This window comes from Pseudomonas sp. NFX98, assembly GCF_047784845.1.
In the GTDB taxonomy this organism is placed as follows: domain Bacteria; phylum Pseudomonadota; class Gammaproteobacteria; order Pseudomonadales; family Pseudomonadaceae; genus Aquipseudomonas.
In genome coordinates, this window is record NZ_JBLNNF010000012.1 from 1 (window position 1) to 21,690 (window position 21,690).

Consider the following 21,690-nt stretch of genomic DNA (forward strand, 5'->3'; position numbering starts at 1 on the left):
TTCAACCACTTGCGCTTCAGATCTCTCATCAGCGGGAGGCGAATTCTACAGCGTTACACGCTGCTGTCAACACCTCTTTTTCAACTTCCTTCTGGCTTCGATGAACTGAAGCAACCCGCTGTCGAAAACTGCGTAACTCGTTGTTTACCAAGGAGTTTTCCGTTTCGACTGCGCCGGAAGTGGGGCGAATTATAGACACCTGAAATCTGCCGTCAAGCACTGATTTTGGTTTTCTATCAATAACTTACAGAAGGCAAGAAAACAGTCAGCAAAACCACTCCCTCTATATAGAAGAAACCTTCAGAGGACGCCCGACTCTTTGAAAGCCGCCACTGCACCGGCATCCAACCCCAGCACCCGCTGCAAAATCTCCAGCGTATGCTCACCTAATAAAGGAGGCGCATGACGATACTCCACCGGCGTCTCTGACAAGCGAATAGGACTCGCCACCTGAGGCACCATTCCGGCCAGCGCATGGGGCAACTCGATCGCCAACCCGCGCGCCTTGACCTGAGGATCGGCAAACATCTGCGCCAGATCATTGATAGGCCCGCATGGCACACCAGCCTGCTCCAACTGCGCCACCCATTCAGCCGTGGTCTTGAATACCGTCGCCTGACGGATCAGCGGAATCAGCACAGCCCGATTGGCCACCCGCAACTTGTTGGTCGCAAAGCGCGGATCATCTGCCCACTGAGGTTGCCCGGCCACTTCCGCAAACTTGCGGAATTGCCCGTCATTACCCACGGTAAGGATGAAGTCGCCATCCGCCGTAGGAAAATCCTGATAAGGCACGATGTTCGGATGAGCATTGCCCAAGCGTTTCGGAGCATTGCCCGTCGTCAGGTAATTCATCGCCTGGTTAGCCAGACAGGCCACCTGCACATCCAGCAGCGCCATATCGATATGCTGCCCACCACCGTCATGATCCCGATGCGCGAGCGCGGCAAGGATCGCCACGGTCGAGTAGAGCCCGGTCAATATGTCGGTCAGCGCAACACCGACCTTCACCGGCCCCGCGCCCTCATCCCCGTCAGGTCGCCCCGTCAGACTCATGAGACCACCCAACCCCTGGATCATGAAGTCATAACCGGCACGCTTGGCATATGGACCGGTCTGACCAAATCCGGTGATCGAGCAATAGATCAGATCCGGGTTGATCGCCTTCAGTGTTTCGTAGTCCAGCCCATACGCCGCCAGACCACCAACCTTGAAGTTCTCGATCAGAATGTCCGACTTGGCCGCCAGATCACGCACCAGCTTCTGCCCTTCCGGACGCGTGAAGTCGATGGTGACCGATTGCTTGTTGCGATTGGCCGACAAGTAATAGGCGGCCTCGCTGGTGTTTTCGCCATAGGCGTCTTTAAGGAAGGGCGGCCCCCAGGCGCGCGTGTCATCGCCATTGCCCGGGCGCTCGACTTTGATCACCTCAGCGCCAAGGTCCGCAAGAATCTGCCCGGCCCACGGCCCGGCCAATACTCGCGATAAATCCAGTACCCGCAGATGCGAAAGCGCGCCCATGGACGTTCTCCTATTAATAGAACGCCTGGATGCCGGTCTGCGCACGACCGAGGATCAGCGCGTGGACGTCGTGCGTACCTTCATAGGTATTCACCACTTCCAGGTTGACCAAGTGACGGGCAACACCGAACTCATCCGAGATGCCGTTGCCGCCCAACATGTCACGGGCCATGCGAGCGATGTCCAGGGACTTGCCGCAGGAGTTGCGCTTCATCATCGAAGTGATTTCGACCGCCGCAGTCCCTTCGTCCTTCATGCGACCCAGACGCAGGCAGCCTTGCAGCGCCATGGTGATTTCGGTCTGCATGTCCGCCAGCTTCTTCTGGATCAGCTGAGTAGCCGCCAATGGGCGACCGAACTGCTGACGATCCAGAGTGTATTGGCGAGCGGTGTGCCAGCAGAACTCGGCAGCACCCAGTGCGCCCCAGGAAATGCCGTAACGTGCCGAGTTGAGGCAGGTGAACGGACCTTTCAAGCCACGGACATCCGGGAAGATGTTCTCTTCCGGCACGAATACGTTGTCCATGACGATCTCGCCGGTGATCGACGCACGCAGGCCAACCTTGCCGTGAATCGCCGGAGCGCTCAGGCCTTTCCAGCCCTTCTCGAGAACGAATCCACGAATGTCGCCCGCATCGTCCTTGCCCCAGACCACGAACACGTCGGCGATCGGGCTGTTGGTGATCCACATCTTGCTGCCGGTGAGGCTGTAGCCGCCTTCGACTTTGCGTGCACGAGTAATCATCGCACCCGGGTCGGAACCGTGGTTAGGCTCGGTCAGACCGAAGCAGCCGATCCACTCACCCGAGGCGAGTTTCGGCAGGTACTTCTGTTTCTGCGCTTCAGTACCGAACTCATTGATCGGCACCATTACCAGCGAAGACTGCACGCTCATCATCGAGCGATAGCCGGAGTCGACACGCTCGACTTCACGGGCAATCAGGCCGTAGCTGACGTAGTTCAGACCACTGCCGCCGTACTGCTCGGGGATGGTTGCGCCCAAGAGGCCCACTTCGCCCATCTCGCGGAAGATCGCCGGATCGGTTTTCTCATGACGGAACGCTTCGAGCACACGCGGCGCCAGACTTTGCTGAGCGAACTGCGCAGCGGTGTCGCGAATCATGCGCTCTTCTTCGGTGAGCTGTTGATCCAGCAGCAAAGGATCGATCCAGTTGAAGCTAGCTTTACCGGCCATGAGTGTGTCCTCTCGAAACAGGTCAAATAACGTGGACTGATCCTAGGCCGGGTTCGGCATCTCGGCAAACGAGGATTTCGCATACTGTTGTGCTAATTTCTCACTCCGAAACGTCGCGAAACGCATTTAATGCAATGTATTAGTGAGGTAGACGTACATGCGCAGAAAGATACCCAGCACAACCGCCCTGATCAGCTTTGAGGCAGCTGCTCGCCATGAGAGTTTTACCAAGGCAGCGCAGGAGCTTTCGCTGACCCAAGGCGCGATTTGCCGACAGATCGCCAGTCTTGAGGAGTTCCTCAGCGTGGAATTGTTCCGACGCTCGCGGCGCGGAGTGAAGCTGACGGAAGCCGGTCTTTCCTACAGCCGCCGGGTCGCCACACAACTTGATGCGGTCGAGCGGGACACCCTGTCGGTGATGGGCCAGCAAGGTACCAATGTGATCGAGCTGGCGGTGGTTCCGACTTTCGGCACCCAATGGCTGCTCCCACGACTTAAGGATTTCCAGCAAAAGCATCCGGAGGTGACGGTCAACCTGACGAACCGGACGCGTCCGTTCCTGTTTGCCGACACGGACTTTGACGCCGCGATTTACTTCGGTGATGCGGACTGGTCGGGTACAGAATCCCACCGCCTGATGGGTGAACATCCTCTGCCTGTGTGCAGCCCAAACCTACTCGGAAAAAAGACCCTTCTCACAGCCAGCGAAATCGCCGAGTTGCCCCTCCTTCAACAAACCACTCGCCCCTACGCCTGGCGCCAATGGTTCGATTCCCAGCACCTGAATGTGCCTCGCGACATGACAGGCCCACGCTACGAGCTATTCTCCATGCTGGCCCAGGCAGCCATGCACGATATGGGCATCGCCTTGATTCCACCGTTTCTGATTCAGCGCGAATTGGCCGAGAAACGCTTGGTGATTGCCAACCCTCAGGCGCTCTCCAGCATCAAGGCGTATTACCTGATGATTCCTGAACGAAAGGTCGAATCTGCGTCTTTAAGGGCTTTTCGAGATTGGTTGGTAAACCAGGCACACAGCTACAGCACAGAAGAATAAAGGCTTTCTGGCGTTAGCTGACCCCGTAGTCAGTAAAATTAAAACCCTACAGATATAAGTATTTGTCGCATAACAGCAAACTGTATCTGGAAGTCGTACAAACGTCCCATAAGCGCCTGAAGACGTGGCTTTGAGCCTCTATTTAGAAGCAATGGCGCATCATTCATATGGCCGATGTGTAAATTCTTGAATTTCGGCCAGAATCCTTGCAAGGCACGGTCCATAAGGGATTGAGGCGGGTGGTTGCGACATTCGGTCACGGGGTGACTTGTAGTTAATTTTCCGTCACCCATCATAATCCCTTGAAGGGCACAAAGTTCGCCTGCAAAATGCCGCGCCCCGCCCTGATTTAGCGGGATCGTGCTGATCGGCCGCCCCAGCCGCACCATCCGTAGTGCATGGGTTTACTCAATAAGATCACGCAGGAGATTTGACGTGCACATTGGTGTTCCTCTCGAAACCCAGACCGGTGAAACACGGGTTGCTGCAACCCCGGAAACCATTAAGAAGCTGATCGGCCAGGGTCATAAGGTCACTGTTCAAAGCGGCGCAGGCATTAGTGCCAGTGTTGTCGACAGTGCTTATGAAGCGGCAGGTGCAAGCATTGGCAGCGCCAGCGATGCGTTTGGTGCCGAGCTGATTCTGAAGGTGGTCGCTCCCAGCGACAGCGAGCTGACTCTGATCAAGAGCGGCACCGTTGTGGTGGGCATGCTCAACCCGTTCAGCAATGAGACCATCGCCAAACTGGCCGAGTGCGGCATTACCGCATTTGCGCTGGAAGCCGCGCCACGTACCTCCCGCGCCCAGAGCCTGGATGTGCTGTCCTCGCAAGCCAACATCGCCGGCTACAAAGCCGTGTTGCTGGCAGCCCACTACTATCCGCGCTTCATGCCAATGCTGATGACGGCTGCGGGCACCGTGAAAGCGGCGCGCGTGCTGATTCTCGGCGCCGGCGTTGCCGGTTTGCAGGCGATTGCCACGGCGAAACGCCTGGGTGCAGTGATCGAAGCGTCTGACGTGCGTCCTGCGGTTAAAGAGCAGATCGAGTCCCTCGGCGCCAAGTTCGTCGACGTGCCGTACGAGACCGATGAAGAGCGTGAATGCGCCGTCGGTGTTGGCGGTTACGCACGCCCTATGCCGGCCAGCTGGATGCAGCGCCAGGCCGCAGCCGTACACGAACGCGCCAAACAGGCCGACATCGTCATCACCACCGCGCTGATTCCGGGCCGCAAGGCACCGACGCTGTTGAGCGCGGAAACCGTGGCGCAGATGAAGCCAGGCTCGGTGGTCATCGACCTCGCAGCAGCCCAGGGCGGCAACTGCCCGCTGACCGTGGCGGACCAAGTGGTCGTCGAAAATGGCGTGACCATTGTCGGGCCGACCAACCTGGCCGGCGCAGTGGCGGCTGACGCTTCGGCGTTGTACGCCCGCAACCTGCTGGACTTCCTGAAACTGGTCTTCACCAAGGAAGGCCAGTTCGAGATCAACCTCGAAGACGATATTGTCGCCGCGTGCTTGATGTGCCGCGACGGCCAAGTCATCCGCAAAAACGCCTAAGCAGGGATTCAGACGATGGAAGAGCTTATCTCCCCCGGTATCTACAACCTGATCATCTTCGTGCTGGCGATTTATGTCGGTTATCACGTGGTCTGGAACGTTACACCTGCGCTGCACACTCCACTGATGGCGGTGACCAACGCAATCTCGGCGATCGTGATCGTCGGTGCCATGCTCGCTGCGGCCCTGACCGTGACACCACTGGGCAAAACCATGGGCACCCTGGCGGTGGCACTGGCAGCGGTCAACGTGTTCGGTGGCTTCCTGGTCACCCGCCGCATGCTTGAGATGTTCAAGAAAAAAGCCCCGAAAGCCGTAAAAGAAGAGGCGCCGAAGTAATGAGCATGAATCTTGTCACGACGCTCTACCTGATCGCGTCGATCTGCTTTATCCAGGCCCTCAAAGGCCTGTCGCACCCAACAACCTCGCGCCGCGGCAACCTGTTCGGCATGCTCGGCATGGCGCTGGCGATCCTCACCACCATCGGCCTCATCTATAAGCTGGGCGCTGAGCTGGCCACCGCCGGCATCGGCTACGTGATTGTCGGCCTGCTGGTCGGCGGCACTGCCGGTTCGATCATGGCCAAGCGCGTTGAAATGACCAAGATGCCGGAACTGGTCGCCTTCATGCACAGCATGATCGGTATGGCCGCGGTGTTCATTGCCATCGCTGCGGTCGTTGAGCCGCAATCGCTGGGTATCGTCAAGCAACTGGGCGACCCGATTCCGGCGGGCAACCGTCTGGAGCTGTTCCTCGGCGCGGCCATCGGTGCGATCACCTTCTCCGGTTCTGTCATCGCCTTCGGCAAGCTGTCGGGCAAGTACAAGTTCCGCCTGTTCCAGGGCGCACCGGTACAGTTCGGCGGCCAACACAAGCTTAACCTGCTGCTGGGCCTGGCGACGCTGGCTCTCGGCGTGACCTTCATGTTGACCGGCAGCCTGACGGCGTTCGCGCTGATGCTGGCCCTTGCGTTCATCATGGGCGTGCTGATCATCATCCCGATTGGCGGCGCCGACATGCCGGTTGTGGTGTCGATGCTCAACAGCTACTCAGGCTGGGCTGCGGCGGGTATCGGCTTCTCGCTGAACAACTCGATGCTGATCATCGCCGGCTCCCTGGTCGGTTCGTCCGGTGCGATTCTGTCGTACATCATGTGCAAGGCGATGAACCGTTCGTTCTTCAACGTATTGCTCGGTGGTTTCGGCAACACGGCCGATGCCGGCCCGGCAGGTTCGAAAGAAGCGCGTCCGGTGAAGTCCGGTTCGGCTGACGACGCGACTTTCCTGCTGACCAACTCCGACACCGTGATCATCGTTCCGGGCTACGGCCTGGCGGTCGCACGGGCACAGCACGCGCTGAAGGAGCTGACCGAGAAGCTGACCCATCGCGGCATCACCGTGAAGTACGCGATCCACCCGGTCGCTGGTCGGATGCCCGGCCACATGAACGTACTGCTGGCCGAGGCCGAAGTGCCTTACGACCAGGTGTTCGAGATGGATGACATCAACTCCGAGTTCGGCCAGGCCGACGTGGTGCTGGTGTTGGGCGCCAACGACGTGGTCAACCCGGCCGCGAAGAACGACCCGAAATCGCCAATCGCCGGCATGCCGATTCTCGAAGCGTTCAAGGCCAAGACCATCATCGTCAACAAGCGATCGATGGCCAGCGGCTATGCCGGCCTGGACAACGAACTGTTCTACCTGGACAAAACCATGATGGTGTTCGGTGACGCCAAAAAAGTCATCGAAGACATGGTTAAAGCCGTCGAGTAAAGATCTTCGCAACACTGGAACGCCCCGACTCGCCGGGGCGTTTTTGTTTGCGCAAAACGTCAGGCAATCAGCACCTTTATTACCGATCCGGTAACGGTGTTTTGCTTTAAAGCCCCGGAATAGACGCCTCGTTTGCGACCTTGGTAGCGGGACACAGGCCAGTGAAATTCACTAGACTGCGCATCCTGCTACCCGTTGCCCGAGATAACAATCCATGTACCGTGACCGTATTCGCCTGCCTTCGTTGTTGGATAAAGTGATGAGCGCCACCGAGGCTGCCGCTCTGATTGAAGACGGCATGACCGTCGGTATGAGCGGCTTCACTCGCGCCGGCGAAGCCAAGGCCGTACCCCACGCACTGGCCGAACGGGCCAAGGTCACACCGCTGAAGATCAGCCTGATGACCGGCGCCAGCCTGGGCAACGACCTCGACAAGCAGCTCACCGAAGCGGGTGTCCTGTCACGACGCATGCCGTTCCAGGTGGACAGCACCCTGCGCAAGGCGATCAACGCCGGTGAAGTGATGTTCATCGACCAGCACCTCTCGGAAACCGTCGAGCAGCTGCGCAACCAGCAATTGAAGCTGCCGGACATCGCAGTAATCGAAGCGGTGGCTATCACTGAACAAGGCCATATCGTGCCGACCACTTCCGTGGGCAACTCGGCCAGCTTCGCGATTTTTGCCAAACAGGTGATCGTCGAGATCAACCTCGCGCACAACCCGAATCTCGAAGGCCTGCACGACATCTATATCCCGACCTATCGCCCGACCCGCACGCCGATTCCACTGGTCAAGGTCGACGATCGCATTGGCAGCACGGCCATCCCGATTCCACCGGAAAAAATCGTCGCGATCGTGATCACCAATCAATCCGACTCGCCATCCACCGTGCTGCCCCCGGACGTTGATACCCAGGCCATTGCCGACCACCTGATCGGCTTCTTCAAGCAGGAAGTGGATGCCGGACGCATGACCAACAAGCTCGGTCCGCTGCAGGCCGGGATCGGTACGATCGCCAACTCGGTGATGTGCGGTCTCATCGATTCGCCGTTCGAAGATTTGACCATGTACTCCGAAGTGCTTCAGGACTCGACCTTCGATCTGATCGACGCCGGTAAATTGAGCTTTGCCTCGGGCAGCTCGATCACGCTGTCGAGCCGCCGTAACGCCGACGTGTTCGGCAACCTGGAACGCTACAAGGACAAGCTGGTCCTGCGCCCGCAGGAGATTTCCAACCACCCTGAAGTGGTACGTCGCCTCGGTATCATCGGCATCAACACGGCGCTCGAGTTCGACATTTATGGCAACGTCAACTCCACCCACGTGTGCGGCACGCGGATGATGAACGGCATTGGCGGCTCCGGTGACTTCGCGCGCAACGCGCATCTGGCGGTATTCGTGACCAAGTCAATCGCCAAGGGCGGCGCGATTTCCAGCGTAGTGCCGATGGTCAGCCATGTTGACCACACCGAGCATGACGTCGACATCCTCGTCACTGAAGTCGGTCTGGCCGACCTGCGCGGCCTGGCGCCTCGGGAACGCGCCCGCGCCATCATCGATAACTGTGTGCACCCGGATTATCGCCAAGCCCTCAACGACTACTTCACTGCCGCCTGCGCCCTCGGCGGACACACGCCTCACATCCTGCGCGATGCCCTCAGTTGGCACATGAACCTGGAAGAAACCGGGCGAATGCTTGCCGTGTGATTGGTACAGATGGCAGCTGACGCAAACACATTTTCGTCAGCTTGCTGTTGCCAAGCCATTTCCTTCCAAAAACTGTACTGCTGTACCGGTCATTTCCTACGGCTTTTCCCTACGCCCACCCTTCAAATTATTAAAAACGCACCATAAGCGAGCAGACAGGTACAGTTGCCTCAATTTCGACCAGTACACCACCTATAAACAGTTAACTGAGCTCTCACAATACAGATGAACTGTATCTACAGAGACTAGGCAAACGAGAGGATCATGGGCACCAGTTAAACCACTACCTAATCCCGCCACAAGCGGAAGGATGACCCACCATGGAACGTACACTCAGTTCCGATCTGTTCTTTCAAGACACTGCTGCAAAAACCCAGGCTTCCATGCCTTTGCGCGTTATCGCCAACCTGATGCTGTGGCAGCGCCGCATCTCCAGCCGCCATCAATTGGCTCGCCTGGATTCGCGTCTGCTGGCTGACGCCGGGATTAGCGAAGCACAACGCTACGAAGAGCTGAGCAAGCCGTTCTGGCGCTAAGTTAGCGTCGCTGGCTCTGACCTGAAGGGTCCACCGCCAGCAACCCGAATTGAACAAGCAAAACCCGTCGTGGGAAACCACGACGGGTTTTGTCGTTTTAGCGAGCAAAAAACCAGAAGCAGTACAGTTTCAAATAAACTGAATTATACCTGCACAGTTGAACCGATAGACTTTATCTGACCTGGACACTGTGCCAGATCAACACGATCAGATTGTCGCGGCGTCACGCAGAGGCCTACTATCAATTCAGAATGTGGCGAACAAACACCCCCTGACGTCTGACTCATCAGACACTGCGCCACTTTTCAATCGGCTTACCCAAAGGAGTTACACCATGTCCCGTCTTCGTCTGCTCAGCGCTGCGGCCCTGCTTGCCGTGGCTGCCAATGCCCACGCCACCAGCTTCATCGTGACCACCGATGCCGTTGTCGGTGCACTCAAAGCCACCTCCGATGCGACCTCCGACGTCACGTCTTCGTTTAAAGATGACAAGATCGTGCTCGCCGCCCGTGACGACGCCGCTAGCTTCGTCGCCAGTGAAGGCGCCATTCGCGGCGTAAAACTGGAAAGCGCGCTCGACCATATCCGTCACCAGTCGCCACAGTTGAACGCAACCGATGCACAACTGGCTCAAGCAATCCTGACGATCTAAGCGACGTACTGACGCTGGGACACGCAGCGTGTCCCAATGTTTCAGCGCTGGCTCTAGACCGGGCGTTGCGCTAGCCTTGGGACTCACGTTCAACTGTCGAGTCTCATGCGTTTTCTTTCAAATCTGTTCGCCACTTCAATCTTTCTTGCGGCCAGCTATTCGGGTTCGGCGCATGCGTTCGACGCCTTCAACCTGTCGACCCAAGGCACCGTGGCCAGCGGTTACGCCACGAGCATGGTGACCTCTGCGCCCTTCGACCATAAACTGCTGCTCGCCGCCCGTAATGATGCCGCGGCATTCATCGCCACTGACGGCCAACTGAGAGGCGCACAACTGGAGTCGGCCCTGCGTTATCTGCGCCAGACCGAGCCAAAACTTCATGTCAGCGACCTTGAACTGGCACAGGCAATTCTCGTCCAATAGTTATCCCCTGTTTCCCCGGAGTCGTTCCATGCGTAACCCGCTGATTGTCGCCACCCTAGGCCTGTTGTTGTTGGCTGACGTGGCCCAGGCCCAAACCCTGGTTGCCACCAGCAACATTCTTATCCGCGCGACCCAGCGCACACTCGATTTCACGTCTGATACCACGACATCGATTCGCGACTCGAAAATCGTTCGCGAAGCCCAGGACGATGCCGCCAGTTTCGTCGCCAGTAATGGCGATATCCGTGGTGCACATCTGGAATCTGCGTTCGATTTGTTGCGCACCCGAGTGCCAGAAGCTCGCGATGCCAGTGACCAGGATCTAGCTGAAGCCATCCTCGCACTGTGAGGCGGCCAACAGCCTGGCTGTTGGCCGGGGCGCTGCTGCTGTTGGGCCCCAGCGCCAACGCCGGCCTGGAATTACGCCTCAAGACTGACGGTCTGAGTCCTGCACAGCAGCAAGCCAGCCAGGCCTTGCTCGATGAAGCCATGCAGGCGCTGCCACCGCGTTTCATCGAGCAACTGGACCGACGCATCGACGTTGGCTGGACCGATGACATGCCCGCTAACGCCTACGGTCAGGCGTCGCTGGTGGCCGAGCTCGATTTGAATCGCAAGCTGCTGGCCAGCCTCACCGACGGTAGCGCCGCAACCAAGAAAACCTATCGTCCCCATGGCACCGTGCGCCGGGAAATGCTCGCGACGGTGTTGCACGAACTGACCCACATCTACGACCGCTCGCGCCTGTGGACGCAGGCGGAGCGTACTTTGATCCAGCGTTGCAGCCGTCAGGACAGCAGCTCGGGTCTGGTTGGCATACCCGATCAGTGTCGCGGCCAGTCCGGCCGCCGCTTCACCCTCAGCGATGACCCGCGCCTGCTCGACCTCGCCGGTTGGCAGCAATACGTTGGCCGTCGCGGCGAACGCGAGCAGCACAACCGTCAGATCGCGCGCAGCCCGGACATCTACGAAACCAGCAGCCCGAAGGAGTTTGTCGCGGTCAACATGGAGTATTTCCTCCTCGACCCGAGTTACGCCTGCCGTCGCCCTGCCCTGTACCGCTACTACAAGGAACACTTCGGCTGGGCACCCGCCGCCAAAGACGCCTGCGGCAAAACCTTCGCCTTCCTCAATGCCGGCAACGACTTCGCCAAGACACCATTGGGCCAGGTCGATCCAGAGCGGGTGTATGCCGTCGATTACCTGCTGGCCGAGGCCAACCAAAACTGGGTCAGCCGTTGGGGCCACAGCATGTTGCGGCTGGTGATCTGCAAGCCGGGCCGACCACGCGGTCCGGACTGTCGGCTGGACCTGGATCAGCACCTGGTGCTGTCCTACCGCGCCTTCGTCGGCGATGTGCAGCTGTCGAGCTGGGATGGATTGGTGGGCAAATACCCGTCGCGCCTGTTTGTGTTGCCGCTGGCCCAAGTGATCGACGAATACACCAAGACTGAATTGCGCAGCCTCGCTTCCGTGCCACTTAATCTGTCGCGCAGCGAGATTGAAGGCGTGGTGGAGCGTGCCGCCGAGATGCACTGGAGCTACGACGGTAACTACTTCTTCCTGTCCAACAACTGCGCGGTGGAGGAGCTGAAGTTACTGCGCAGCGGCACCAACAATTCAAAACTGGTCGCTCTGGACAACATCATGCCCAACGGTCTTCTGGAAGTGCTGAAAGGGCGCGAACTGGCGGATACCAGTGTGCTGGACGATCCCCGGGAAGCACTGCGCCTGGGCTATCGATTCGACTCCTTCCGCGATCGCTATCAAGCAATGTTCGAAGTGCTGAAAAAGCACTTGCCGGTCAAACAGGAAACCGTCGAAGACTGGCTGGACTTGAAGGCGGAAGACCGTCGCAAATGGTTCGAACAGGCTGACCTGCGCACCAGCGCAGCACTGCTGCTGCTCGAACAGGCGAGTTTCAGGCGCCAGTTGCTGCTGGCTCAGGACGAAGTCAAACAGCGTTATCTCGGGGCTCGTGAACTGAAAAACGGCGGAATGGACAAGGCTAACGCGACACTCAGGCAAATTCTCGATAACAGCGGCTTCCTAAGCCGTCCGGCGGAGCTGCTCGGCAGTGGTGGATATGGCTTGCCGCAGCCGAATGAATGGCAACGCCTGGAATCGGAAACCAGCCTGCGCCAGAAACAGCTTCAGGCACTGACCGGGGATCTGGACAAGGAAGTTCGAGCACTGCTTGAGCCGAAGCGCGCAGCAGAGATGGCGGCCAACGAAGCCAACGTGAAACAGATCGGTGAACATCTGCGCAAGCTGCACAAAGCAGCGGGTGGCTTGGAGCTGCCGTAAAAAAGGGTCCCGCGGCAAACCGCCGCGAGACCCTTTTTCCTAGACGCTAATCAAAGCACCCCTTCGAGAATTTCATAAACCACCCCGCTTCCTACGGCGATCAACACAACATCACCACCCGCCCGGCGCCATTCGTAGCCGGGGTAGTACGGAAGCCGACTCAGCGCGCGGTTGTCCAGACGCTCGCCGTAGTAGCCGCGCGGCAGCGGCCGGCCGCGCTCCAGATGAATGCCTGGAGGCGGCGGCGCACCACGGACGAAATAGTCGTGATGGTCGTGAATCGTCTGGCGCACCGGACCAAAGTCCCGTGGCGGCGGCCCACCGCGATGGTTGTCTTGCCCGCCACGATGATCGTTATCGTGGTTGTCGTAATGCCCCTGCTGCGGGCCGCCGTGGTCATGATCGTCGCGTTGATCGGCGCTGGCGTGCAGCAACGGCGTCGCACTGAGCATCAGCACACCCAGGCTGGCAATCAGACGTTTCGGCATTTTCATCAGGTCTTTCCTCACAACACAAACAGCAAAAAGGGCCTCAGAACGTAGTCCTGAAGCCCTCGGTCTTGCTGATTAGTCTGTGCCGGAAGGCTCTAATTCCTCTGTATCAGGAACTTTACCTTCAGCTGACGCGAGCCTTACGCACGCCTTCGGACAACGCCGAGCAAAGGCTCAGTACGCCATCCACAGCCTGCTCCGGCGTCGTCGCATTGGCGATGTGATCGATCAACGCCGAGCCCACTACCACACCATCGGCCAGACGCGCGATGTTCGCCGCTTGCTCCGGTGTGCGAATGCCGAAACCGATGCTGATCGGCAGATCGGTATGGCGGCGCAGACGAGCGACCGCCTCTTCGACGTGCTCCAGCGTGGCCGCGCCAGCACCGGTCACACCGGCCACCGACACGTAGTACACAAACCCGGAACTGCCATTGAGAACTGTCGGCAAACGCACGTCATCGGTGGTCGGTGTGGTCAGGCGGATAAAGTCCAGACCTGCCGCCTGCGCCGGGTCGCACAGCTCACCGTTATGCTCCGGCGGCAGGTCAACCACGATCAGACCGTCAACACCGGCCTCTTTGGCTTCGGCAATGAAACGCGGCACGCCGTACATGTGGATCGGGTTGAAGTAGCCCATCAGCACCAGTGGCGTATCGGTATTGCCTTCGCGGAACTCGCGAACCATTTGCAGGGTTTTCGCCAGGTTCTGCTTGGCAGCCAACGCACGGATGTTGGCGAGCTGGATCGCCGGACCGTCGGCCATTGGATCGGTGAAGGGCATGCCCAACTCGATCACATCGGCGCCAGCCGCCGGCAAGCCTTTGAGGATCGCCAACGAGGTGTCGTAGCTCGGGTCACCAGCAGTGACGAAGGTCACCAGGGCGGCGCGGTTCTGTTCCTTGAGTTCGGCAAAGCGTGTTTGCAGGCGGCTCATCAGTGTTTCTCCTGCTTGGATTGCTCTTGTTGAGAGTGTTCCATGTGGTGCATCACGGTCTGCATGTCTTTGTCGCCACGGCCGGACAGGTTCACCACCATCAGGTGATCTTTCGGCAGGTTCGGTGCGCGTTTGAACACTTCAGCCAAAGCGTGGGCGCTTTCCAGGGCAGGAATGATCCCTTCCAGGCGACAGCATTGGTGGAACGCGGCGAGGGCTTCGTCGTCGGTCACCGAGGTGTACTGGACGCGGCCGATGTCATGCAACCAGGCGTGTTCCGGACCGATACCCGGGTAGTCCAGGCCAGCGGAAATCGAGTGGGCGTCGATGATCTGGCCATCGTCGTCCTGCAACAGGAAGGTGCGATTGCCGTGCAGCACACCCGGTACGCCGCCGTTGAGGCTGGCCGCGTGTTTGCCGGTTTCGATGCCGTAGCCGGCCGCTTCAACACCGATGATGTCCACGCTCTTGTCGTCGAGGAACGGGTGGAACAGGCCCATGGCGTTGGAACCACCGCCGATGCACGCCACCAGGCTGTCCGGCAGGCGGCCTTCCTGGGCTTGCAACTGGTCGCGGGTTTCCTTGCCGATGACGGCCTGGAAGTCGCGAACCATCGCTGGATAAGGGTGCGGACCGGCCACGGTGCCGATCAGATAGAAAGTGCTGTCGATGTTGGTCACCCAGTCACGCAGGGCTTCGTTCATCGCGTCCTTCAGGGTGCCGGTGCCGGCCACGACCGGGATCACTTCAGCGCCCAGCAGCTTCATGCGGAATACGTTGGCCTGCTGACGCTCGATGTCAGTGGTGCCCATGTAGATCACGCAGTCCAGGCCGAAACGTGCCGCCACGGTAGCGGTCGCCACGCCGTGCATGCCGGCGCCGGTCTCGGCGATGATACGTTTTTTGCCCATGCGCCGCGCCAGCAGGATCTGGCCGATGCAGTTGTTGATCTTGTGCGCGCCGGTGTGGTTCAGCTCTTCACGCTTGAGATAAATCTTCGCGCCGCCGCAGAACTCGGTCAGACGCTCGGCGAAATACAGCGGACTTGGACGACCGACGTAGTCGCGCTGGAAGTAGGCCAATTCTTCCTTGAATGCAGGATCTTCCTTGGCCGCTTCGTATTCGCGGGCCAGATCGAGGATCAACGGCATCAGGGTTTCAGCGACGTAACGGCCACCGAACGCGCCAAACAGGCCGTTGGCGTCAGGGCCGTTGCGCAGATTAGTCTGGGTCATGGGGCGCTCCAGTTGAATGCGTGAAGTGACAATGAAGTCCACTTTACCCCTGACGTACCAGACTGAAAACCGATAAGATCGCCGCAACCTGTCAGGAAAACTCACAGATCCCATGAGCCACGACCTCCCACCGCTGAACGCCCTGCGCGCCTTCGAAGCGACGGCCCGCCTGAACAGTGTCAGTCAGGCCGCCGAGCAGCTGCATGTCACCCATGGTGCAGTCAGTCGTCAGCTGAAAGTGCTGGAAGAACACCTCGGCGTGAGTCTTTTCATCAAGGACGGTCGCGGCCTGAAACTCACAGATGCCGGCCTGCGTTTGCGCGACGCCAGCGCTGAAGCCTTCGAGCGACTGCGTACCGTGTGCGCAGAACTCACGCAAAGCACCGCCGATGCGCCTTTTGTCCTCGGCTGTTCGGGAAGCTTGCTGGCGCGATGGTTCATTCCGCGTCTTGGACGGTTGAATGCCGACTTGCCCGACCTTCGATTGCACCTGTCGGCCGGAGAAGGCGATCTCGACCCCCGCCGCCCCGGCCTGGATGCCTTGCTGGTGTTTGCCGAACCGCCCTGGCCAGCGGATATGCAGGTATTCGAGCTCGCCAGCGAACGGATCGGTCCGGTGATGAGTCCACGGTTTGCCGGGTATGAACGGCTCAAGTCGGCGCCCGCCACAGCGCTGCTGAGCGAATCAGTGCTGCACACCACCTCGCGTCCGCAAGCCTGGCCCAGCTGGGCGCAACAAAGTGGCCTCGACGCCAAAGCGTTGAAGTACGGACAGGGTTTCGAGCATTTGTATTACTTGCTGGAGGCGGCGGTAGCCGGGTTGGGCGTGGCGATCGCCCCTGAACCGCTGGTGGCCGAAGACTTGAAGGCGGGTCGCCTGGTCGCACCGTGGGGTTTCAGCGAAACCCCGGCGCATCTGGCGTTGTGGTTACCCAAGCGCGCCGCGGACGGGCGCGCCCGGCAACTGGCGCAATGGCTCAAAAACGAGCTGCGCCAGGCAGATTAGTCACCGCGTTTGAACAACAGGTAAGCCGCCAGCAGGCCCAGCGCACCAACGGCAACACCGGCTGTAGTCCAAGGGTGTTCCTGGGCGTAGTCCCGGGTCGCGATTCCGGTTTCCCGGGTTTTCACCTTGACCTCTTCATAAGCATCGGCGAGCAGATGGCGCGAGTGTCTCAGCGCGTTCTCGGCGTTGCCTTTAAGCACCTTGAGGGTTTTACGCGACTCGTCCGAGGCGTCGTCCTTCAGGTTTTCCAAGGATTTGAGCAGACTCTCGATCTCCGCTTCCATGCTTTGCAATGAGGCTTTACGTAACGAGCTGTTGGCCATGGTGGCTCTCCTGCATTGTTGATGAGTGGCGTGTGTTGGTTGGGACTTCAGGGGCTCGAGAAAGTGCAGTAAATGTGAACTTCCATGTCGGACGAACCGACAGAAGTAAGACGGAAATTCACTGCTAGGCTGTATTTCACACCCTAAGGAGAACGCCATGACTGACCATCACACCTACAAGAAAGTCGAACTGGTTGGCTCGTCCACCAGCAGCATCGAAGACGCGATCAACAACGCACTGGCCGAGGCCAGTAAAAGTCTCAAGTACATGGAATGGTTTGAAGTCATCGAAACCCGTGGGCATATCAAGGATGGCAAGGCAGCGCACTTCCAGGTCACCCTCAAGGTCGGATTCCGGATTGCCAGCAGCTGACTTTGGTCTAGTCTTCTGAACTTGCGCGCTGGCCGAATGCCACAAGGAATGGCAAAGCGCTGAATGAGCGTCTCCGGCCAGTGCCTGGATGCCCCTTTTTGATCCGACCAGAGAATGCGACCGATGAAGAAGTTTATTTTGGCGGTAGGTTTGTTGAGCCTGGCGGGTACTGCCTTCGCTGACGGCAAATCCTGCGAAGAGCTGAAAGCCGAGATCGCCGCAAAGCTTGATGCCAAGGGCGTTTCCAATTATTCGCTGGAGATTGTCGACAAAGGCAGTGCGGCTGACGGAAAAGTCGTCGGCACCTGTGAAAAGGGTACGAAGGAAATTGTCTACAAACGCTAGAGTGAACCGCTGTGTATGAAAAAGCCGACGCATAACGTCGGCTTTTTTGTGCACGGACCGAAATGTCAGCCCTTCATCACTTGCGCCAACAGCTCGTAGGAATGCAGACGATCGGCATGTTCGTACAGGTCGCAGGTAAAAATCAGTTCATCGGGCTGGGTCTGCTCGATCAGCACGTCCAGTTTCGCCCGGATCTTCTGCGGGCTGCCAATCATGGCCAGCCCCAGAAAGTCCTGCACCGCGGCTTTCTCATGGGGCAGCCACAGACCATCCATGGTTTGCACCGGCGGACGCTGCACCAGGCTCTGGCCACGCATCAACGCGAGAATGCGCTGGAACACCGAAGTCGCCAAATAGTCGGCCTGCTCATCGGTGTCGGCAGCCACCAATGGCACGCCGAGCATCACGTAGGGCTTGTCCAGCACCGCTGAAGGCTTGAAGTGATTGCGATAGACGCGAATGGCTTCGTGCATGAAGCGCGGTGCGAAATGTGACGCGAAGGCGTAGGGCAAACCGCGCTCGCCTGCCAATTGCGCACTGAACAGGCTGGAGCCCAACAGCCAGATCGGCACATTGGTTCCGGTGCCGGGCATTGCGATGACACGTTGGTCCGGGGTGCGCGGGCCGAGATAACGCACCAGTTCAGCGACATCTTCAGGGAAGTCGTCGGCGCTGCCGGAACGCTCGCGGCGCAGCGCACGGGCGGTCATCTGATCGGAACCGGGAGCACGACCGAGACCCAGGTCGATGCGGCCCGGGTACAGGCTTTCGAGGGTGCCGAACTGTTCGGCAATCACCAGCGGCGCGTGGTTAGGCAACATGACGCCGCCGGAACCCACGCGAATGGTCGACGTGCCGCCGGCGAGATAACCCAGCAGCACCGAAGTCGCGGAACTGGCGATGCCGTCCATGTTGTGGTGTTCGGCGACCCAGAACCGGTGGTAGCCGAATTTCTCGACATGTTGCGCCAGGTCCAGCGAGTTACGCAGCGACTGGGCCGCGCTGCCGTTTTCCCGCACTGGCACCAGATCGAGGGTCGAGAACTTGATATCGGACAGTCGTTTCATGAACCTGCTTCTCCAATTGAGGGCGCAGGTTTTTTCTTGCGAACGAAAACCTGCCGATTCTATAAGCGTGTTTCATGCAATGTGGGCATATACCCGAGTTTCAATAGCACGGGGAAAATTCCTACCAAAAAAGCGGACCGATCGGATGAAGTGAACTTTGCGTCACCGTCTATCCTCAGAACCTAGCGACCAAAACCACGAAGGCGCGACGCTTCGCGCCGGAGCTTGAGGAGACAAGGCATGGCTATCATCAAGAAAGCATCGGCCCATTGGGAAGGTGATCTGAAAACCGGCATCGGCTCGATTTCCACGGAAACCGGCGTGCTCAGGGAAGCGCCTTACGGCTTCAAGGCGCGCTTCGAAGGCGGTAGGGGCACCAACCCGGAAGAGCTGATCGGCGCCGCGCATGCGGGTTGTTTCTCCATGGCCTTCTCCATGATTCTCGGCGACGCAGGCCTCAAGGCCGACAGTATCGATACCAATGCCGAAGTCACCCTGGACCAGGTAGAAGGCGGTTTTGCGATCACGGCGGTGAAACTGATCCTCAAGGCAAAAATTCCCGGCGCCAGCCAGGCGCAATTCGAAGAACTGAGCAACAAGGCCAAAGAAGGTTGCCCGGTTTCCAAGGTGCTGAATGCCAAGATCAGCCTTGACGCGACGTTGGTGAATTAAACCGGCTCAAAGATCGCAGCCTTCGCATCTCCTACAAAGGCAGAGTGAATCTGTAGGAGCTGCCGCAGGCTGCGATCTTTTTGCGTTGAAACAAAACAACGGTCGCAAAACTATGGTCGAATAAATGACAGCAGCAAAAACGCATGTCCATGCGCGCTGCCTCAAGGGAGCTTCAACCATGAAACGTTTTGCCTTGGCGGTTATCTGTTGCGCAATGGCCTCTTCGGCTTTGGCAGCACCGAAACCCTGTGAAGAACTCAAGGCCGAGATCGAAGCCAAGATCCAGGCCCGCGGGGTGACGTCCTACACCCTGGAGATCGTTCGCAACGACGAAGTACACGATCAGAACATGGTCGTGGGCTCGTGCGAGAACGGCACCAAGAAAATCATCTATCAGAAGAATGACCGCTGATCGGCCTCACGGCACACAGTTGATCTGGCGCTCTTCTGCGACAATTTCATGTTTGGCGTTATACAGCCGTGCTTCGGGGGTGAACGCCATGGAGCGGGCTTGCAGCAGATAACGCTGACCGGCCTCGAAGTGATCGTACTTGATAATCATGTAGCACAGCCGCTCCGAACCACCGCCAAACAAGTCCGAACCGCCGCTCGGCACTTCGAAGTCGAAACGCACGGTCAGTTCGTGGCTACCTGGAGTGACCTGGAAAAAGCGCCCCTCGCGTAAACGCTGATTATCCAGTCGCTCGGCCATCAGCAATTTATCGTTGGGAAACGGCGTAGAGAAGTCGATCCACGCCATATTCGGATTGGCCGCCGGCATCGGAGTCGAACAGCCGGCCATCGCACTCGCGGCCAGTAACAGCATCAACCTGCGCATGATGAATGTCCCAATGTCGGGATCTTCAGGATAGCGCCGATCAGGTGCGTTGGCAGCCTGCAGGTGTACCTTGGCCAATTACTTTTCGCTGCTGATCGTAGAGCTTGGCCCATGGTCGGAAACCGATATTCCCCGCTTGCAGCTGATAACGCTCACCGGCGTTGAAATCGTTGAATTTCACATTCATCTGGCAATCACGCCACAGTGGCTCGGCGTCGGGCCCGATATTGGTGGGCTGGACCGGGAACTGGTAGCGAACCGTCAGCTCATGGCTACCGGGCTGCACCTCAAAATAGCGTTTGTCGGTGGCCGCTTTATTATCTACTTCCACTGCCAGCAGGGCCGTGTCTTCCTGATGCGACTCCAGATCGATCCATGCTTGCGTCGGATCATGGTGAGGCAATCCGAATCCAGCACAACCGGCCAGCGTCAGCAGGCCTCCCGTCAGCATCAATTTGCGCATAGCGGAGCTCCAGTCAAGCGGGATAGTCTTGCGAGCAGACTCTCCGGGAATTTTTTATTTTGATAAGGCTGCGTCCAGGCCCTGGGTTACTTGATCGCGTTTTGCGCGTTTTGTTTCCGGGTGTGTTGTTTTTGTTGCTCAACGGTTGTTCCAGCGTCAGCTACTACAGCCAATTGGCCAGCGGTCAGCTGCAACTGCTGCGGGCACGGGAGCCGGTTTCCAAGGTGATTGCCGACCCACAGCGCGATCAGAAACTGCGTGCGCACCTGGTTCAATCACAAAAGGCTCGAACCTTTGCCAGCCAACAGCTGCACCTGCCGGACAATCAGAGCTATCGCCTCTATGCCGACATCGGCCGGCCCTACGTGGTCTGGAACGTGTTCGTCACGCCGGAATTTTCCCTGAAGCCGCAGAATCATTGCTTCCCGATTGCAGGTTGCGTGGCCTATCGCGGGTACTACAACCAGAGTGCGGCTCGCGGTGAGGCAGCGCTGCAACGTCTACAGGGTATGGACGTGTCGATCGGCGGTGTCGAGGCGTATTCCACCCTGGGCTGGTTTAACGACCCGATCATGAACTCGATGATGGGCTGGGGCGATGAGCGCCTGGCCACGCTGATCTTTCACGAACTCGCGCACCAGCGCGTTTATGTGAAGGACGACACGGAGTTCAACGAGTCATTCGCCACCTTCGTCGAGCAGGAAGGCACCCGCCAATGGCGCGCTTACCGCAGCCTACCGCCCGAAAGCGGGACACAGGCGCAACAACGGGATCAATTCATTCAGCTGGTGCTGGACACCCGTACCCGCCTTGAAAAACTGTACACCCTGCCGCTGCCGCCCGAGCAAATGCGCCAGCGCAAAGCAGAGGCGTTTGAGCAACTACGCAGCGAATACCGACAGATGCGCGATAGCCAATGGGCCGGGGACAAACGTTACGACGCGTGGATCAATGCGCCGATGAACAATGCCCGGTTGCTGCCGTTTGGTCTGTATGACCAATGGGTGCCGGCGTTTGGTGCGCTGTTCAAGCAGGTAGGTGGGGATTGGGCGAGGTTTTATGCCGAAGTCGAGAAACTTGGCGCGGTACCGGTTGATCAGCGCAAAGCAGAGTTGAAGACTTTGGCAGGTTCTGACATTTGATGTGGTTGGGCTGACGTCATCGCGGGCAAGCCTTGCTCCTACAGACTTGTTGTCGCTCAAAGCATCTGCG

Annotated in this window: 25 protein-coding genes; 16 read left to right on the forward strand and 9 right to left on the reverse strand. The window is 58.6% G+C overall.

Annotation, left to right across the window (positions count from 1 at the left end; genetic code table 11):
- Nucleotides 1–300: 300 nt before the first annotated feature.
- Together ACM110_RS16940 and ACM110_RS16945 are read right to left on the reverse strand one after the other, a co-directional pair.
- On the reverse strand, nt 301–1,521 hold the full coding sequence (locus ACM110_RS16940; RefSeq protein WP_416128682.1) for a CaiB/BaiF CoA transferase family protein: 1,221 nt from the start codon (nt 1,519–1,521) through the stop codon (nt 301–303).
- A gap of 13 nt (nt 1,522–1,534) precedes the next feature.
- Nucleotides 1,535–2,716, reverse strand: coding sequence for an acyl-CoA dehydrogenase (locus tag ACM110_RS16945; protein WP_338584080.1), 1,182 nt, complete (start codon nt 2,714–2,716; stop codon nt 1,535–1,537).
- A 157-nt stretch (nt 2,717–2,873) separates the two neighbouring features.
- Here ACM110_RS16945 and ACM110_RS16950 point away from each other — a divergent pair, with 157 nt between their 5' ends.
- From ACM110_RS16950 to ACM110_RS16995, 10 genes are all read left to right on the forward strand, one after another.
- The gene (locus ACM110_RS16950; RefSeq protein WP_416128683.1) at nt 2,874–3,773 is read left to right on the forward strand and encodes a LysR family transcriptional regulator; all 900 of its coding nucleotides are present in this window, start codon (nt 2,874–2,876) and stop codon (nt 3,771–3,773) included.
- A 435-nt stretch (nt 3,774–4,208) separates the two neighbouring features.
- Nucleotides 4,209–5,330, forward strand: coding sequence for a Re/Si-specific NAD(P)(+) transhydrogenase subunit alpha (locus tag ACM110_RS16955; RefSeq protein ID WP_338584078.1), 1,122 nt, complete (start codon nt 4,209–4,211; stop codon nt 5,328–5,330).
- Nucleotides 5,331–5,345: 15 nt separating this feature from the next.
- Nucleotides 5,346–5,669: an NAD(P) transhydrogenase subunit alpha gene (locus tag ACM110_RS16960; RefSeq protein ID WP_003187010.1), complete on the forward strand. Its 324-nt coding sequence runs from the start codon at nt 5,346–5,348 to the stop codon at nt 5,667–5,669.
- Entirely contained in the window at nt 5,669–7,102 is a 1,434-nt protein-coding gene (locus ACM110_RS16965) for an NAD(P)(+) transhydrogenase (Re/Si-specific) subunit beta (RefSeq protein WP_416128684.1), read from the forward strand. The genes ACM110_RS16960 and ACM110_RS16965 overlap by 1 nt, the downstream gene beginning before the upstream one ends.
- A 214-nt stretch (nt 7,103–7,316) precedes the next feature.
- Entirely contained in the window at nt 7,317–8,810 is a 1,494-nt protein-coding gene (locus ACM110_RS16970) for an acetyl-CoA hydrolase/transferase family protein (RefSeq protein ID WP_416128685.1), read from the forward strand.
- A 320-nt stretch (nt 8,811–9,130) separates the two neighbouring features.
- Nucleotides 9,131–9,346, forward strand: coding sequence for a DUF1127 domain-containing protein (locus tag ACM110_RS16975; protein ID WP_077047090.1), 216 nt, complete (start codon nt 9,131–9,133; stop codon nt 9,344–9,346).
- Between the two features lie 334 nt (nt 9,347–9,680).
- Nucleotides 9,681–9,998 (forward strand): DUF2388 domain-containing protein, encoded by a 318-nt coding sequence (locus tag ACM110_RS16980; RefSeq protein ID WP_338584074.1) that lies wholly within the window; start codon nt 9,681–9,683, stop codon nt 9,996–9,998.
- Between the two features lie 105 nt (nt 9,999–10,103).
- Nucleotides 10,104–10,421 carry a DUF2388 domain-containing protein gene (locus tag ACM110_RS16985; RefSeq protein WP_416128686.1) on the forward strand — a complete coding sequence of 106 codons (318 nt, stop codon included), beginning with the start codon at nt 10,104–10,106 and terminating at the stop codon, nt 10,419–10,421.
- Between the two features lie 28 nt (nt 10,422–10,449).
- Nucleotides 10,450–10,770, forward strand: a complete 321-nt coding sequence (locus ACM110_RS16990) for a DUF2388 domain-containing protein (protein ID WP_338584072.1) — start codon at nt 10,450–10,452, stop codon at nt 10,768–10,770.
- On the forward strand, nt 10,767–12,728 hold the full coding sequence (locus ACM110_RS16995; RefSeq protein WP_416128687.1) for a DUF4105 domain-containing protein: 1,962 nt from the start codon (nt 10,767–10,769) through the stop codon (nt 12,726–12,728). Before ACM110_RS16990 ends, ACM110_RS16995 begins: the two co-directional genes overlap by 4 nt.
- 50 nt (nt 12,729–12,778) lie before the next feature.
- Here the strand turns inward: ACM110_RS16995 and ACM110_RS17000 are convergent, their stop codons facing one another.
- The 3 genes from ACM110_RS17000 to trpB form a co-directional block, all read right to left on the reverse strand.
- The gene (locus ACM110_RS17000) at nt 12,779–13,222 is read right to left on the reverse strand and encodes an anti-virulence regulator CigR family protein (protein ID WP_416128688.1); all 444 of its coding nucleotides are present in this window, start codon (nt 13,220–13,222) and stop codon (nt 12,779–12,781) included.
- Between the two features lie 121 nt (nt 13,223–13,343).
- On the reverse strand, nt 13,344–14,156 hold the full coding sequence (trpA, locus tag ACM110_RS17005; RefSeq protein ID WP_416128689.1) for a tryptophan synthase subunit alpha: 813 nt from the start codon (nt 14,154–14,156) through the stop codon (nt 13,344–13,346).
- Nucleotides 14,156–15,391 carry a tryptophan synthase subunit beta gene (trpB, locus tag ACM110_RS17010; protein ID WP_416128690.1) on the reverse strand — a complete coding sequence of 412 codons (1,236 nt, stop codon included), beginning with the start codon at nt 15,389–15,391 and terminating at the stop codon, nt 14,156–14,158. The genes trpA and trpB overlap by 1 nt, the downstream gene beginning before the upstream one ends.
- 112 nt (nt 15,392–15,503) lie before the next feature.
- Between trpB and ACM110_RS17015 the strand changes: the two genes are divergently transcribed.
- The gene (locus ACM110_RS17015) at nt 15,504–16,397 is read left to right on the forward strand and encodes a LysR family transcriptional regulator (RefSeq protein ID WP_416128691.1); all 894 of its coding nucleotides are present in this window, start codon (nt 15,504–15,506) and stop codon (nt 16,395–16,397) included.
- Here ACM110_RS17015 and ACM110_RS17020 read toward each other — a convergent pair.
- Complete coding sequence (locus tag ACM110_RS17020) at nt 16,394–16,720, reverse strand: DUF883 family protein (RefSeq protein ID WP_416128692.1); 327 nt, start codon at nt 16,718–16,720, stop codon at nt 16,394–16,396. The genes ACM110_RS17015 and ACM110_RS17020 overlap by 4 nt on opposite strands.
- A gap of 157 nt (nt 16,721–16,877) precedes the next feature.
- On the opposite strand from ACM110_RS17020, the gene ACM110_RS17025 reads away from it, so the two are divergent.
- Together ACM110_RS17025 and ACM110_RS17030 are read left to right on the forward strand one after the other, a co-directional pair.
- Complete coding sequence (locus ACM110_RS17025) at nt 16,878–17,093, forward strand: dodecin (protein WP_338584064.1); 216 nt, start codon at nt 16,878–16,880, stop codon at nt 17,091–17,093.
- Nucleotides 17,094–17,216: 123 nt separating this feature from the next.
- Nucleotides 17,217–17,438: a DUF1161 domain-containing protein gene (locus ACM110_RS17030; protein WP_338584063.1), complete on the forward strand. Its 222-nt coding sequence runs from the start codon at nt 17,217–17,219 to the stop codon at nt 17,436–17,438.
- Between the two features lie 65 nt (nt 17,439–17,503).
- Here ACM110_RS17030 and ACM110_RS17035 read toward each other — a convergent pair whose 3' ends face one another.
- Nucleotides 17,504–18,505, reverse strand: a complete 1,002-nt coding sequence (locus ACM110_RS17035; protein WP_338584062.1) for an LLM class flavin-dependent oxidoreductase — start codon at nt 18,503–18,505, stop codon at nt 17,504–17,506.
- A 240-nt stretch (nt 18,506–18,745) separates the two neighbouring features.
- On the opposite strand from ACM110_RS17035, the gene ACM110_RS17040 reads away from it, so the two are divergent.
- Entirely contained in the window at nt 18,746–19,177 is a 432-nt protein-coding gene (locus ACM110_RS17040; protein ID WP_416128693.1) for an OsmC family protein, read from the forward strand.
- Between the two features lie 178 nt (nt 19,178–19,355).
- On the forward strand, nt 19,356–19,589 hold the full coding sequence (locus ACM110_RS17045) for a DUF1161 domain-containing protein (RefSeq protein ID WP_416128694.1): 234 nt from the start codon (nt 19,356–19,358) through the stop codon (nt 19,587–19,589).
- Between the two features lie 6 nt (nt 19,590–19,595).
- On the opposite strand, the gene ACM110_RS17050 is transcribed toward ACM110_RS17045, so the two are convergent.
- Together ACM110_RS17050 and ACM110_RS17055 are read right to left on the reverse strand one after the other, a co-directional pair.
- Nucleotides 19,596–20,015 carry a hypothetical protein gene (locus tag ACM110_RS17050; protein ID WP_416128695.1) on the reverse strand — a complete coding sequence of 140 codons (420 nt, stop codon included), beginning with the start codon at nt 20,013–20,015 and terminating at the stop codon, nt 19,596–19,598.
- Nucleotides 20,016–20,055: 40 nt separating this feature from the next.
- Nucleotides 20,056–20,478, reverse strand: coding sequence for a hypothetical protein (locus tag ACM110_RS17055; protein WP_338584057.1), 423 nt, complete (start codon nt 20,476–20,478; stop codon nt 20,056–20,058).
- A 59-nt stretch (nt 20,479–20,537) separates the two neighbouring features.
- On the opposite strand from ACM110_RS17055, the gene ACM110_RS17060 reads away from it, so the two are divergent.
- Nucleotides 20,538–21,620: an aminopeptidase gene (locus ACM110_RS17060; RefSeq protein WP_416128696.1), complete on the forward strand. Its 1,083-nt coding sequence runs from the start codon at nt 20,538–20,540 to the stop codon at nt 21,618–21,620.
- Nucleotides 21,621–21,690 lie beyond the last annotated feature (70 nt).